Below are 13,897 nucleotides of genomic sequence, written 5' to 3'. Positions count from 1 at the left end.
CGTACCGGAAACAGGGTAACCGTAACCGGCACGGCCCTTTTTATTTTCCATGGGTAAATCTCCAGCATGTTGCAGATACTTCTCTTAAAAAACCGGGGAGGCTGCAGTATGGGGCAGGATAAAAAAGGATTAACGGTGTGGGGACTGACAATGCTTGCACTGGGAACGGTGGTTGGCGGCTCTTTTTTTCTGGGATCATCAGTGGCCATCCGTGCGGCAGGACCGTCTGTACTGTTGTCTTATGTGATCGGTGGGATTCTCGTCTATTTCATTTTGTCCGCATTGTCGGAGATGACAGTAGCCTATCCGGCAACGGGTTCCTTCCGAACCTATACAGAGCAGGCATTTGGCCGCGGTGCAGGCTTCACGGTAGGCTGGGTCTATTGGACAGGCCTTGTGCTTGCGATGTCCAGTGAAGCCACAGCGGTGTCCATCCTGCTGCGGGGCTGGTTTCCCGCACTGCCGATTGCCTTCCTTGGATCGGGGATTATCGTGGGGGTAACACTGCTTAACCTATTGGGTGCAGAACGGCTGAGCAAGCTGGAGAGCGGACTCGCCGCATTTAAGCTGCTAGCGATTGCCGCTTTTATACTGATTGCCGTGGCTCTGGTAGCGGGAATCGGTACAAGAGGTGCTGATGGGGCAGGTCTTGGTGTTGTGCGCGGACAGAGCTTCATGCCCGGCGGGATTGCCGGAATCGCGGGAAGCATGCTTATGGTTATGTTCACCTATGCCGGTTTTGAGGTGCTCGGACTGGCGGCATCAGAGACGGGAGATCCGGAAGTAACTATTCCGCGGGCGATCCGGTATACCATCATGCTCCTGGTCGGATTATATCTGGCAGCAATGATTGCATTATTTCTGCTCTTGCCCACAGCAGACGTGTCTGAACAGAATAGTCCCTTTGTATCTGCCCTAAGCCTGTATGGATTGGGATGGACCGGAACTGTGATGAATGTTGTGCTGGTATCCGCAATTTTGTCCACAATGCTGGCTTCGGTATTTGGTCTGGGCCGGATGCTCCGTTCATTGGCTGAGGAGGGGCATACCCCAATATGGATGCGGGACCACACGGATATCCCCTACCGGGGCATCCTTATCTCCGGGGCTGCGATGCTGGCAGGTCTCTGGATGGGAATGCTGCTGCCGCAAGGGGTCTATCTTTTTTTGGTCAGCTCCGGGGGCTTCTCGCTGCTGTTCTCCTACGTAATTATTATGGCCAGTCATTATCGGTTGCGCAAACGTCATGGCAGCCCGCTAACGGGGCAACATGGGTTGCGCGGATATCCCTACACTTCATGGATTGCAATCTTAAGCCTGGTTGCGATTCTCGCAAGCATGCCGCTAGTTCCCGGACAGGGCGGGGGACTCGCGGCGGGAGTAATGTTCGTTGTGTTATTTTCCGGGGTGTATGTGCTGGGAGTTAAGCGGAAGGCCAGGGAATCCGGAGGATTTCGAAGACAGCCATTACAGATGCCTGGGGTAAGGGCACAGATGGAGGCGGCAGAAGAGCTGGAAGGACAAAAGGAGTGGGAATAAGCTATAACAGTCTCTCCAGAGTAAACGGGTATCTATATAAGATGAACTTGAGAATGGATAACGATCATTGCGGAACACCATGAATAACAAGACTTTCCGCAATGATGAGCCTAACATTCTCAAGTTCACGTTCTATAACAGGAGAATCTCTCCGGTGGATACCCGTTTATTATTATTGGGAGTAGGAGATCTGTGGATTGAACATGTGGAACCCGCTAAGAATCAGCGGCATAATCCGCACAGCCAACTCGGAGGGAGCCTCAGTTCTTCCTTCAAGATTCCAGCGGTAGGTTACTCCATAAAGGGACCAGCTTAAAAGGGTTGCTGTGGTTGCCAGCGTCTTCGAATCCTCAGCACCGGCTGATCTGGAGATCAGTTGAAGAATGAGTTCCTCGAGATGCAGCTTGATATTCTCTTCAAGCAAGAGGGCCACAGAATCATATCTTTTGAAACAGTACTGGCTTCTCTCTTGATAATTACATAATGCAACAATAAGCTCCTGAAGTGTCTCCTGCGTCAGAGGTGATTCTATGTTCACTTTATAGAGTACCATCTTCGTAAATGCGTCATACAGAAAGGCTTCGAACAGCGCATATTTATCCGTAAAATGGGCATAGAAGGTTGCCCGGTTAATCGTGGCTGCCTTGGTAATGTCACCGACGGTTATTTTGTTGAAATCCATGATATTTAATTGCTGGACAAAGGCGTCCAGAATTAATTGACGTGTCCGGATGACGCGTGGGTCATTAGGATTGGGAGGCTGTATATTAGCCATTCTCTGAACACTCCTGTCCGGGAAGGTAATGTTTGTTTCTTATTAGTATAATCATCTGTTGCTTATACAACAAATATTAACTTTCAAGACAACAATTTATTTCGCTTTTTGCTTAAGCAACAAAGCGGACGGATTGTTGGTTGAAGGGTGGACAATAGCTTGTTACTATTTCATTCATACCCCGCGGGAAAATAAGGATTGAAATAATAGGAGGCGTTATTCTTGAGTAAACAACATCAGCACATTCATTCTTTGGAAGCACTGTTTGAGCCCTATACCATTCATCAATTAACTATACCCAGCCGGATCGTAATGTCTCCAATGGCTCGTGCTTTTGCGCCGGAGGGTATCCCGGGTGAGGATAACGCCGCATATTTCCGTCGTCGTGCAGAGAATGGAGTGGGGCTTGTCATCTCCGTAGGCATGATTGAACATCCGGCTTCAACTAGTGAGCCGCGGCTCCCTAATCTCTTTGGTGAAGCCGCTCTGAACGGCTGGAGTGAAGTGGTCCGGCAGGTTCATGAGGCTGGCGGGGTTATTTTTCCTCAGTTGGCCCATATGGGTATGATTCGTCCCATGGGTTCTCCGCCTTACCCGGAGGCTTCGTCCATAGGACCGTCCGGACTTGACTTGCAGGGGAACAAGGTAAGTGAGCCGATGACGGAGGAGGAAATTGCCAAGGTCATTCAGAATTATGCAGATGCGGCAGTGAATGCACAGCGGGTTGGCTTTGACGGGATTGAGCTATCCGGCGGACACGGCTTATTGATCGATCAATTCTTCTGGGAAAATACCAATCAGCGGACGGACCGTTATGGCGGCGATTTCCTGAAGCGTACCCAATTTGCTGTGGAAGTTGTTCAGGCTGTCCGGGATGCAGTGGGACCGGATTATCCGATCTCCATGCGGCTGTCCCAGTGGAAAATGGGGGATTACTCGGCGAAGCTGATAGAATCTCCGGAACAGCTGGAGCAGTTCCTGAGTGTGCTGGTGGCTGCAGGCGTAGACATCTTTCATATCTCTACACGCCGTTTCTGGGAACCAGAATTTGAAGGCTCCGCGCTCAGCTTCGCCGGCTGGGTGAAGAAATTAAGCGGCAAAACAACGATCATCGTAGGCTCCGTAGGAATGGACAATGATCCTGCAGATGACGGGGGGATCAGCCACCCGGGAATGGAAGATTTGCTGAAGCGGCTGGACAACCATGAATTTGACCTGGTGGCCGTTGGACGCGCTCTTCTAGGTGATCCTGCCTGGGCACGAAAAATCAGAGAAGGCCGGATGGAAGAAATTCAAACGTTCACACCAGAAAGATTGGCTGAGCTGTACTAAAGTAGTCTGCTGGAAATGGTGGAGACTCCTCGAAGCTGGTATTCAGCTTTAAAGGGTCTCCTTTTATTTTTGCTGCTGTGTTAAGCGCGTCTGAAAGACCCCCCTGACGAATAGTCATAAGTGATACGGGTATCTGTTACTCATCCATACCTGTCATTAAAGGGGGAATTATTATGCATCCTCTCACATCCTATGCTTCAGCGGTTGATTCCTATCGTTATGCTGCATTTAAAGCTCTGGTTGAAGCAATCATTCCCGGTACATGGCTGTCTGTCGGCAATGGAGCAGAGCTGTCGGCAGGGGCTGCCGATTTATGTATCCACGAGTATATGATCTGGGAGCTGGATCACAGCCTTTCCCTTGTTTTGGGATTTGGATTGACGGACATTCCATTGTCCTGTTCCACCTCAGGCTTGCTTAATGCCGGGGCTGCCTATCTCGCCGCCTCGGGACAGCTGCAGTATGCTCCGAATCACCTGCTCTGGGAGAGCGGGCCATTCAGTGCCTTATCCCAGGCTGACCGGATTCGGGTTCTCGCCATGCTGGAGCAAGGAAATATCGATCCCGGCGTTCTGCCACCTCCTTACCGGAACGACCTGGGGTTTACCCGTTATATGATTGACTTTCTTAACCGCCAAACCATGTTTGGCAACTATTCTGAGTGGTCAGCATACGGGACGACCCGGCTCAGGACGCCAACTGAACGAAGACTGGAATTTTTCCCTGAATCCTGGAAGCAGGTGGAGTATCCGGGAGTGGTTCCAGGCTACCGGGCGCTTCTTGGCTACATGTTGACCATTGAGCGCCAAGGGGGGGAATCCACCATTGAATAGTGCAGATACTATGTTCGATGCGGACGTTATTGTGATCGGGTCAGGCGGTGGAGGTGCCGTTGCGGCCAAGGAACTTGGAGAAGCGGGTCTCAAGGTACTGGTGCTGGAAGCGGGGCCGTGGTACGGAAACAAGCGTTGGGAGAATCCGAACAGGGAACATGGCGGTGAATGGAGTTCGGAGTATAAGGATCTGGATATAGGGATCTATAAAAGAATCTTCAATGCATATGAGAACAATATGAATGATGTGGTGTCAGGTACGTTCCGTTTTGGGCCAGCCGACCGGCGCCGAACGCCGTGGCACAGGATTATGCGCCAGAAGGGGGATATCTGGCAATTAGCAGGTGTAGGTGGAACGACTCAACATTACTGGGGCCAGTCACCGCGCGCTTTTCCTGCAGCAGTCGATGACATCTGGCCGATCAGTTACCGGGAGCTGATGCCTTATTACGAGAAAGCCGAGGCCACATTGCCTGTTCAGTTCGCGCCTACCACGCCCAAGGAGGAGCTGTTCTACTATGGAGCCAAAAAGGCAGGCTGGCAGCTGAATCCAACGCTTAATGTAACCACTCCGGGCTACCGTCCCAATCCGAATGCCATTCTACCCACGAATGAGCATTTGATGGACCCCGCGTACTCCCTTGAGCAATTGTCCAACATGGAAGGATGTACCTTGAAGGGAAATTGTGTCAATGGCTGCTCAGCTGGACCCACCGTGGATAAAATCGCCAAACGAAGCACCTTAGTCAGCTACATTCCACTCGCGCTCAAGACGGGAAATGTTGCAGTCCGTCCAAATTCCTTTGTAGTCCGAATTCTGACTTCTCATGATGCCAAGGAAGGAATTCGTGCGACTGGTGTACAGTTTCGGGATACGTGGACAGGAGAGACCGGAGAACTGACGGCCCGGACGGTAATCATGGCAGCGGGTTGTATTGAATCGCCTCGCCTGTGGCTGAACTCAGGACTGCCTCATAACGAATGGGTGGGGAGAGGGTTAACCAATCACTGCTTTGACTGGGTTGGCGGTGTCTTTGAGGAAAAGGACCTTATGCGCATTATGGGTCAACCGGCGGTCTACCCGTACATCGGCCATACTTCGGGAGCGAGGGTCGATATTCCGGGGACAGGGATATTCCAGGTATCCTGCTTAAGCCCAGGGTTGATGTCATTCCTGACCTACGGCTTCAGTGAAGCCGGATATGATGCCCTGAACCCGCCGGAGCCGGGAGAACCATGGGATATGCGCGGCCGGATGGTCGGTCCTCAGCTGAAAGAGCTGATGATGAACTATAGCCGGACCATGACCATGCTGCTGTTGACCGATGATGAAACGCTCTACCGCAACAGGGTGGAGGTAGACCCGTTTCTGAAAGACGAGAACGGTCCCATACCGGTCATTCATTATACCCCTAGCGTTAAGACGCTTAAGAGACGCGATCAACTGGCCAGATATGCTTCGGAGACGTTGCGCCACGCAGGGGCAAGCAGAGTTATCCGATCCGATACCCCCTTCGGCTTCATGCTCCATCTGGAGAGTACAATGCGTATGGGATATGTTACGGATTCGAACTGCGAAGCTTTTCAAGTCAAACGCCTGTTCATCGCCGACAACAGTGTTCATTTCAATGGGATCGGCGGCCCCAACCCCACTCTTACGACACAAGCGCTGGCTACCCGGACGGCAGAGAAGATTGTTACAAAGTATTTCAGCTAACCACCCATTGCGGTGGCGTAATATAGGACGGCACCGGATAATGCGATAATAAGCAAAAAGGCGGCTGCTTTTCCGAGCACTTTCATTTTTCTTGCACCCCTTCCATTTGCATACTTTTGTTATGTTTGAAGTATACACGGCGGCAGGGAAAATATACTTCATAGGAACCCCCACCAAGGGAGTATCTCAAAAAAGCTTTGGAAAAAGCTTAAGGGATAGCCCTTTTTTTACTCTATAATCATCCCTGCTTCGGAAGCATATGTTCCCTATTAAGTACGGCGTAACCAGCTCCACTTGCCTCTCCCACATGGTATTTCATTCCGAATAATCCAATAATAGTTGGGGAAAGTTATGTTTTGAAAGGGGTGGCATATGAAAACGAAAAATAGAGTATCTGGTCCTTTCGAAAACAGGCTGAAAGAATTAGAAAAAACAATTGAATTGAAGATTTCCGGCAAGCTGGATGACAATGAGTCTGCCATCACTCAATTGTTTGCCAATTGCTCTGATCTGGTCGTGCGCAGGCTTCAGATGTTTGGCTCTATTCCCGGTATGGTGGTTTATTTGAATGTCTTAGTTGACGATCAACTTTGGGACGCCGGTTTTTTGGAGCCTTTAATGCAGCCAGAGACCGTATCGAGTGACAACCCCCGCCAGCTCTATGAAATACTGAATTTCAAATTGGCTTCCATTGTACAACCCCGTATCGCCACGAACATGAATGAAATCGTTCAAAGCATCGTTAGGGGAGAAGTCGTGTTATTCGCTGAGTCCTCCACAGAGGCGTTCACCTTTCGGCTCAACGACAAGCTGCATCGTCAGCTTGAGGAACCGGCAACGGAGGCAGTCATTCGCGGTCCGCGATACGGTTTTATCGAGAAGCTAGACATCAACATTGCCCTCATCCGCCATCGGCTCCGGACACCCCGGCTAAAGACGGAGAAGCTCTGTGTAGGAGGACTTTCCCAGACTGATGTGATGATTGTATATATTGATAATCTAGCAGAACAAAGCGTAGTGGAAGAGGTGAAAAAACGGATTTCCAACATCGATATGGACAGTGTGCTGGAATCCGGTTATATCGAGGAATTGATTAGCGATCATCCCTATTCACCCTTTCCCCTGATGCAGGCGACTCAACGGCCCGATCTGGTTTCAGGTTCACTGGTCGAAGGTAAAATAGCGGTCCTCATTGACGGCTCGCCGATGGCACTCGTTCTCCCGATCACATTCTGGTTCGGGTTTCAGACAGCCGAGGACTATTATACTAATTTCATATACGTTACGATGCTGCGGTGGCTCAGATATTTATTCGCTTTTTTAGCGATGGCGCTCCCTTCCTTATTTATTGCCGTAACGACCTTTCATCAGGAAATGATCCCTACCAGCCTGGCACTCAGTCTTGCAGCGGCGCGGGAAGTTGTACCCTTTCCGGCAATAGCGGAAGCATTGATCATGGAAATTACCTTTGAGGCGCTGCGCGAGGCAGGAATCCGCCTTCCCCGTCCCGTCGGCCAGACAATCAGCATAGTGGGCGCACTTGTTATCGGACAGGCTGCTGTTCAGGCAGGTATTATTTCTGCACCAAAAATCATCATCGTGTCCATTACAGGTATAGCCTCATTCCTCATTCCGAACCCGGGCATGAGCCAGGCGATCAGTATTATCCGGTTTCCGCTTATGCTTCTCGCTGCAAGCTTCGGCCTGTATGGCGTGGGGATTGGCTTGATTTGCGTCTTGATCCATCTGGTAACCCTGAAATCCTTCGGTGTTCCCTACATGACACCAATTGCCCCGTTCAACTCCCCAGGACTTACGGATACTTTGATCCGTGCCCCATGGCGGGTTATGCGGAGGCGTCAACAGCAAAAACAGCGACGAATGGAGTGAAAGGAGCAAATGACCAGAGCACTCATAACATACAGGGTCTTGGTTGTTTTCGTTATTCTCGGATTGACGACCGGCTGCTGGGACCGTAATGAAATGGACGATCTCGCTTTGGTCATAGCCAGCGGAATTGATCTTACAGATGACGGACAGCTCGAAATCACCCTGCAGATTGCCCTTCCTAGTGGAATCCCCAGTGCCGTAAAGTCTGGCGGGAGCACCAAAAAATCAGTCATCGTCATCTCGGCCATCGGGAAGAACTCATCGGAAGTGACAGGAAAACTGCAGCAGCAATTGTCCCGTGCCATCTATTTCGGGCATAGAAGCGTCATCATTTTCGGAGAACAATTCGCCCGGCATGGTATCAATAAGGTAGTGGATACATTTACCAGACTCCCTGAGACCCGCGCTAATAGCTATGTGCTAACAACTTATGGAGGGACAGCCAAAGAAATTTTGAACACCCCTTATCAGCTTGAGCTCATTCCGGGTATCGGCATCAACAAAATTCAATCCAGCAAATTAAGCTTTCCTGTCAAAATCGACGAATTCTTGAATGTCCTGTCCTCAGAAGACAGATCACCGGTTACCGCAGCCATAAGGGTCATTCATAAAGGCACTAATAAGGAATCGTTCACGATCGACCGGGCAGCAGTTTACCATAGAAATCAATTATCCGGATACCTGTCATCCGATGAATTGAAAATATTGCGCTGGTGGACAGGGGGGACAAACCATTTGAGGTTTACAGTACAAGTGGAAGAGGAGAACGAACAATACGGAGGGATCGTAGGCGTCGAACTGCTGCATAGCGGCATGAAAATGCACTCGGTAATCAAGAATAATCTTCCTGAAGTAGGGGTCTCGCTACATGCCTCCGTCCGGGCGATCGATAACGATTCGAAGCTGGATCTAAGCAATATAGATCAAATGAAACGTGTCGAAACTTTGCTGTCGAAGCAAATTCAAAGTGAGGCTGAGAGCATGTTAACGCATGTGCAAAATGAGTTCCAGTCGGATATCTTTGGCATCGGAGAGGAAATCCATATTAAGCATCCGTATGCTTGGAAAAAAATGAAAGATAAATGGCTTGATATTTTCCCTGAGGTTCCCGTGACTGTCAATGCCCACATCAAGATCGAACGGACAGGTAAAACGCGCTCACCCGCACATAAAGAAAAAACGGACTGACTATCAACCGGAAGAGGGCTTCTTGCGATGAAGATGAGATTGACAGGTATACAGGTTTTCTGGATCATCCTTATCATGGATCTCGGGATGACATTGGTCATGACGGTCACCCCAAGCCTACAGGCAAAACAGGATGCGTGGATTTCCGTTGTTGTTGCCGGAGGCATCGCTTCGCTGATCGCACTCTTCGCGACGCAAGCCGCGAAGCTATACCCTGGGCAGACGTTTTTTGAATACATTCATTTGATTCTTGGGAAATGGATCGGCAAAGCTGTAATCGTAATTTATTTGGTTCAATGGTATACGATCACCCCTATAATTCTCCGCCAATTCTCCGATTTGGTCCAAGTCATGCTGCTTCACGGGACACCGAAAGAAGCGGTCATGCTCCTGATGATCTTCGTGATTGTCTATGCGACCTATGCCGGAGGAATTGAAGGTATTGCCCGCTGTGGCGAGATTCTGGGGCCGATCATCTTGCTCATGATTATCCTTGTCCTGATCGCTAGCGTGGGCAATATTCACTGGAGGAACATCCTCCCGGTCTATGCGGATAGCGGAATGACGGGAATACTGGGTGGAGTGCTGGCACCAGCCTCTTACCTCGGTCATTCTGTTGAATACCTTATGTTTGCCGCATTTTTGATCCAGCCGCGTAAGGGGGCGTTGTACGCTTTCGGGGCCGTCTTGACCTCGGTATTCTTTGTACTGATAACAACGCTGATGGTGATTCTCACATTAGGGGTCAATCTTTCCTCTAACATGTGGTACCCTTTTTTCGAAATGACCAAGAAAATATCACTGTTCGGTTTTATCGATAATTTCGATGCGATTCCGGTCGTGATATGGCTCGCCAGCGTGTTCGTCAAATTTGCTGTAATGCTCTTCCTGATGAGCTATGGCACTGCCCAATTTTTGCATGTCCGCAACTGGAGGAACCTGATTTGGTTCATTGCCCCGGTTATGTTTGTATTTGCGTTAATTCCCCAAGATGTAACAGAGGCGACTACAAATTATTTGCAGCGTTACTGGGTGCCTATTGCGATGCCTGTGAATATGCTAGGCCTGCCCTTGCTTTTGCTCGTCGTAGGTAAATGGAGACAAAGAAAACGACAAAGGGTATAGAAAAAAAACAGCCCGTGAGCATCCACGGGCTGTTGGGCTAATTGCTCTGTATGTTAGCTTAGTATTCGTTGAACATGGTTGCGATTTCCTCATAACCCGTCGTTTGGGTCAGCGCCAGCGACAGCAGAATCCGGGCCTTCTGCGGCACCAGACTGTTGCAGGGGATCGAATTGGCTGAGAGGTCAATATAGGAATCCTTCAAGGTAATACCGCTGGAAATCCGCGAGCAGCGGACAACGGGGATATTGTTATTTTTAAGCTCCCCGACCTTATCAATCCAAGGTTTGCTATAGATTCCTCCGCCTGCTCCGGCAATAACGATACCTTTGGAGATGGTAGCCAGATAATCCAGAATTCCCGGATTAGCATCCACATGGAAGTAAGCCACGGACACCTCCGGCAACCCAACCAGTGCAGATACGTCAAACTGGGCAGCGGTCGTATGCTTTTTGAGCGACCGGGTATAGAAAAAAGCCTGGCTGTCCCGCATGTAGCCTAGACATCCGAAATCCCGCTCATCAAAGGCATTCGCCTTAAAGGTGTTGACCTTCTGCACATCCCGTCCGCTGTATATCCCTTCCGCAAAAACAACCATGACGCCCTGACCGGCAGCTTCCGGGTTGGCCGCCAAGGCTACTGACTGATACAGATTCAGCGGACCGTCCGCACTGATCGCCGTAGCCGGACGCATGGAGCCGGTAATGATAACCGGTTTGTCGGTTTTGATTACAAGATTCAGGAAATATGAAGTTTCATCCAGAGTATCCGTACCATGTGTAATGACAAACCCATGAACATCTTCGCGAAGTGCAAGTGTATTGATGAGAGTTGCCAAGGTCAGCCAGTGATCGCTTGTAATGTCGGCACTGCACAGATTGCTGACCTGCACTCCTGCACAATTGGCTACCCGTTCCAGATGGGGAACACTGTCCAGCAAATCTTGTATCGGCAGAGCACCGGGCTCGTAATTTAACGTTTTATGCGCTTCGCCACTGCCTGCAATCGTACCGCCGGTGGCGAGAATGACCACATTTTTGAGAATGGGATTATAAAAAGGTGAAGCCGTAAAATTCACTTCCGGAGCTGGAATAATCATCGCTTGATTCCTTTCAGATCATATCGTATAAACATAATATTTAGGGTGAATGTATTATAACATATGATAAGGACAAACCAGAACATAGTATACTGAGAGATTTTGTTAATCTATGGGGAGGGCTTGACCATGAGGCAATTTATACCCGCCCGGCATCTACGAAGCAATGCAGATGAAGCGGTGACAGCACCTTAAATCCTTCGCCGAGTTCGAATTCCTTTCCTTCTGCAAGTTCTAGCCCTTTCTTCTTGAAATACAGGTTGTATAATGCCAGCGTGTCCTCATTGAACTGGCTGCTGTGAAGGGCCATAGCAGCGAACTTCCGGTCGAAGAAATGAGTAATATCCATAACAGTATTGGGTTCTGCGGTGAAATAAAAGCCAATTGCTCTCGGCTGCCAGGCCTGTGTATCCGTTCCCCGGGGATACAGCGGCAACCCCGAGGATAAGAAGGCCTGGGCGGCTGCCCGTCCGGTAATAATATGATCATAGTGGGCTTCATAAGGGAGCCATGGATCAGGGCAGAATACTGCATCCGGCTGAACGGTACGGATGATTTCGGCAATCTCCGCTGCCAGCGCCGGAATATGCTCCAGTGTGCCGTCTCCATGCGGCAATTGGTGGAACACTGTGGCTCCAAGCGAGCGTCCCGCCGCTTCAAGCTCCTGAGAGCGGACCCTGGCAATCTCAGCATGGGACAACAGGCCGTCACTACTGCCCAAATCTCCACTCGTCACCGTTAAGTAATGAATCTCACAACCCTTCTCCGCAAAAGCGGCAATCGTTCCGCCCATGCCTACTTCATTGTCATCGGGATGGGGTTGAACACACAATATTCTCCGGCAATCCGTAAGATCGGGAGGTGCCATAAGGCTGTTCAGGATGGATGAACTCATTTTGAATCGCTCCTTCTTGTACTAAAAGTATGGGTGATAGGATGATGCCTTTTTGGTTACAGCGACCGGCGGTCCTCCAAATCCATCAATGTTTGTATCCGCTGCTTGTCGCTTATCGTATAGAACAGAATCGGAATAATAGCCCCAAGGAAACAAATGGCGGGCAATACAAACATGACCAAGCTTAGACCCTGCTGGAGTCCCGGAGAAGACGGCTGATTCTCCACGTAGTTCAGTAACCCGAGACTTGCCCCGATAATCAGTCTGGACACTGCCCCGCTGAATTTGGAGATAAAGGTATTTGTTGAGAATACAATCCCTTCCCCCCGGAACCCCAGCTTCCACTCTGAATAGTCAATGGTATCCAGCAGCATCGATGTGCTGACAATGGTGGTGATGCCTGAGAAAAAGAAACTGATTCCTAAGAACACGAGTGTAAACAGAACATTCTGATCCCCGGACAGATAAGGAATCACGCAAGAGAGGCTGCCCAGGAGGCATGAGGAGATAAACACGCTTTTCTTGGAAAAGGTACCCAGCAATTTGGGGGTTGCGGTCATACCAAGCAGCATACCAACTACCAGACTGATTCCGATCTGTGTGCCATAGCTGGCATCTCCCCAGACATAGACCACATAGTAGAGCTGAATGCTCTGTCTGATGCCTGTCACGAGATTAATGATTAGCAGTGAGGCCAGCAGTGTGAGGAGTGGTTTGTTCTTGAATACGGTTTGCAGATTTTGGCGGAAGGGAGTCCGGTCAGCCGATGGGGCCACTCTTTCTTTGGACAAGATGCCAGTCAGCCAAATGGCCAGTGCGGCAATGACCGATACGATGATTGCAGAGTATAGATATGCACGGGAGCTTCGTTCACCACCGAAGGCAAGCAGGAGCTGTATACCGCCTATGGTGATGACCACAGCCCCGATGGTTCCACCAATTTTGCCTAGTGTAACGACTAGTGTCCGTTCCGCTGGATCTTTGGAAATAACAGAGGATAATGCCCAGAGTGGAGTATCGCAGATAGTGTATAACATTCCCCACAGCAAATAAGAAATAGCTGCTATGACTGTGGTTATGGTGGAAGAGGTACCAAAGTTCATGAAGCACAGCACGGTAGCGGCAGCAATCAGAAACGGGGCAAACAGCAAATAAGGCCTGAATTTCCCCCACCTGGAACGTGTTTTATCCGTGATCATTCCCATGACCGGGTCCAGGCAAGCATCGAAAATACTTGCGGTGACCAAGATGACGCTGGCCGTCGTTGCTGGAATGCCAAGTAAGTCAGTATAAAAAAATAAAATGTACATCGACATAAAGCTGTAGAGCATATTTTGGCCGAGTAATCCGCCGGAAAACACAACCTTTTCAGCTAAAGTTACTTTTGTACTCAATCGGCTACCCTCTTTTCTGCAGGAAGATTTGGAGAATCCTTTTCTTCATAATTATGTTTATTTATAGCTTATTTGTACATATTGTCAAGTGAATGATTAGTTGTGAATCCTGC

At 49.7% G+C, this 13,897-nt stretch carries 11 protein-coding genes; 7 read left to right on the top strand and 4 right to left on the bottom strand.

The genetic code is table 11. The annotated features are described in order from the left end of the window. The first annotated feature begins 108 nt into the window (after positions 1-108). Positions 109-1,539 (top strand): amino acid permease, encoded by a 1,431-nt coding sequence (locus AC0MA3_RS22215; protein WP_474657827.1) that lies wholly within the window; start codon positions 109-111, stop codon positions 1,537-1,539. Between the two features lie 172 nt (positions 1,540-1,711). On the opposite strand, the gene AC0MA3_RS22210 is transcribed toward AC0MA3_RS22215, so the two are convergent. After that, positions 1,712-2,314: a TetR/AcrR family transcriptional regulator gene (locus tag AC0MA3_RS22210; RefSeq protein ID WP_474657826.1), complete on the bottom strand. Its 603-nt coding sequence runs from the start codon at positions 2,312-2,314 to the stop codon at positions 1,712-1,714. 222 nt (positions 2,315-2,536) lie between these two features. On the opposite strand from AC0MA3_RS22210, the gene AC0MA3_RS22205 reads away from it, so the two are divergent. From AC0MA3_RS22205 to AC0MA3_RS22180, 6 genes are all read left to right on the top strand, one after another. Continuing rightward, positions 2,537-3,646, top strand: a complete 1,110-nt coding sequence (locus AC0MA3_RS22205; RefSeq protein WP_474657825.1) for an NADH:flavin oxidoreductase — start codon at positions 2,537-2,539, stop codon at positions 3,644-3,646. Positions 3,647-3,819: 173 nt separating this feature from the next. After that, complete coding sequence (locus AC0MA3_RS22200; protein ID WP_474657824.1) at positions 3,820-4,479, top strand: hypothetical protein; 660 nt, start codon at positions 3,820-3,822, stop codon at positions 4,477-4,479. A gap of 10 nt (positions 4,480-4,489) precedes the next feature. Continuing rightward, complete coding sequence (locus AC0MA3_RS22195) at positions 4,490-6,196, top strand: GMC family oxidoreductase N-terminal domain-containing protein (RefSeq protein WP_474657868.1); 1,707 nt, start codon at positions 4,490-4,492, stop codon at positions 6,194-6,196. A 372-nt stretch (positions 6,197-6,568) separates the two neighbouring features. Next, complete coding sequence (locus AC0MA3_RS22190) at positions 6,569-8,086, top strand: spore germination protein (protein ID WP_474657823.1); 1,518 nt, start codon at positions 6,569-6,571, stop codon at positions 8,084-8,086. A 9-nt stretch (positions 8,087-8,095) separates the two neighbouring features. After that, positions 8,096-9,274, top strand: coding sequence for a Ger(x)C family spore germination protein (locus tag AC0MA3_RS22185; RefSeq protein WP_474657822.1), 1,179 nt, complete (start codon positions 8,096-8,098; stop codon positions 9,272-9,274). 27 nt (positions 9,275-9,301) lie between these two features. Further along, a complete protein-coding gene (locus AC0MA3_RS22180) occupies positions 9,302-10,399 on the top strand; it encodes a GerAB/ArcD/ProY family transporter (RefSeq protein ID WP_474657821.1) in 1,098 nt (365 codons plus the stop codon). Positions 10,400-10,457: 58 nt separating this feature from the next. Here the strand turns inward: AC0MA3_RS22180 and AC0MA3_RS22175 are convergent, their stop codons facing one another. From AC0MA3_RS22175 to AC0MA3_RS22165, 3 genes are all read right to left on the bottom strand, one after another. Then, positions 10,458-11,495: an asparaginase gene (locus AC0MA3_RS22175; RefSeq protein ID WP_379150828.1), complete on the bottom strand. Its 1,038-nt coding sequence runs from the start codon at positions 11,493-11,495 to the stop codon at positions 10,458-10,460. Positions 11,496-11,634: 139 nt separating this feature from the next. Beyond that, positions 11,635-12,390, bottom strand: coding sequence for a PIG-L deacetylase family protein (locus AC0MA3_RS22170; RefSeq protein WP_474657820.1), 756 nt, complete (start codon positions 12,388-12,390; stop codon positions 11,635-11,637). A 56-nt stretch (positions 12,391-12,446) separates the two neighbouring features. Then, positions 12,447-13,784: an MFS transporter gene (locus AC0MA3_RS22165; RefSeq protein WP_474657819.1), complete on the bottom strand. Its 1,338-nt coding sequence runs from the start codon at positions 13,782-13,784 to the stop codon at positions 12,447-12,449. Positions 13,785-13,897 lie beyond the last annotated feature (113 nt).

It is taken from the genome of Paenibacillus sp. LS-5 (assembly GCF_056121505.1).
This window is presented reverse-complemented; position numbering and strand designations above follow the sequence as displayed.

Bases quoted from the DNA above. Each gene is read 5' to 3' on its own strand.
- AC0MA3_RS22180 (WP_474657821.1), top strand. From the start codon at position 9,302: ATGAAGATGAGATTGACAGGTATACAGGTTTTCTGGATCATCCTTATC.
- AC0MA3_RS22190 (WP_474657823.1), top strand. From the start codon at position 6,569: ATGAAAACGAAAAATAGAGTATCTGGTCCTTTCGAAAACAGGCTGAAA.
- AC0MA3_RS22215 (WP_474657827.1), top strand. From the start codon at position 109: ATGGGGCAGGATAAAAAAGGATTAACGGTGTGGGGACTGACAATGCTT.
- AC0MA3_RS22175 (WP_379150828.1), bottom strand. From the start codon at position 11,495: ATGATTATTCCAGCTCCGGAAGTGAATTTTACGGCTTCACCTTTTTAT.
- AC0MA3_RS22185 (WP_474657822.1), top strand. From the start codon at position 8,096: ATGACCAGAGCACTCATAACATACAGGGTCTTGGTTGTTTTCGTTATT.
- AC0MA3_RS22195 (WP_474657868.1), top strand. From the start codon at position 4,490: ATGTTCGATGCGGACGTTATTGTGATCGGGTCAGGCGGTGGAGGTGCC.
- AC0MA3_RS22200 (WP_474657824.1), top strand. From the start codon at position 3,820: ATGCATCCTCTCACATCCTATGCTTCAGCGGTTGATTCCTATCGTTAT.
- AC0MA3_RS22210 (WP_474657826.1), bottom strand. From the start codon at position 2,314: ATGGCTAATATACAGCCTCCCAATCCTAATGACCCACGCGTCATCCGG.
- AC0MA3_RS22170 (WP_474657820.1), bottom strand. From the start codon at position 12,390: ATGAGTTCATCCATCCTGAACAGCCTTATGGCACCTCCCGATCTTACG.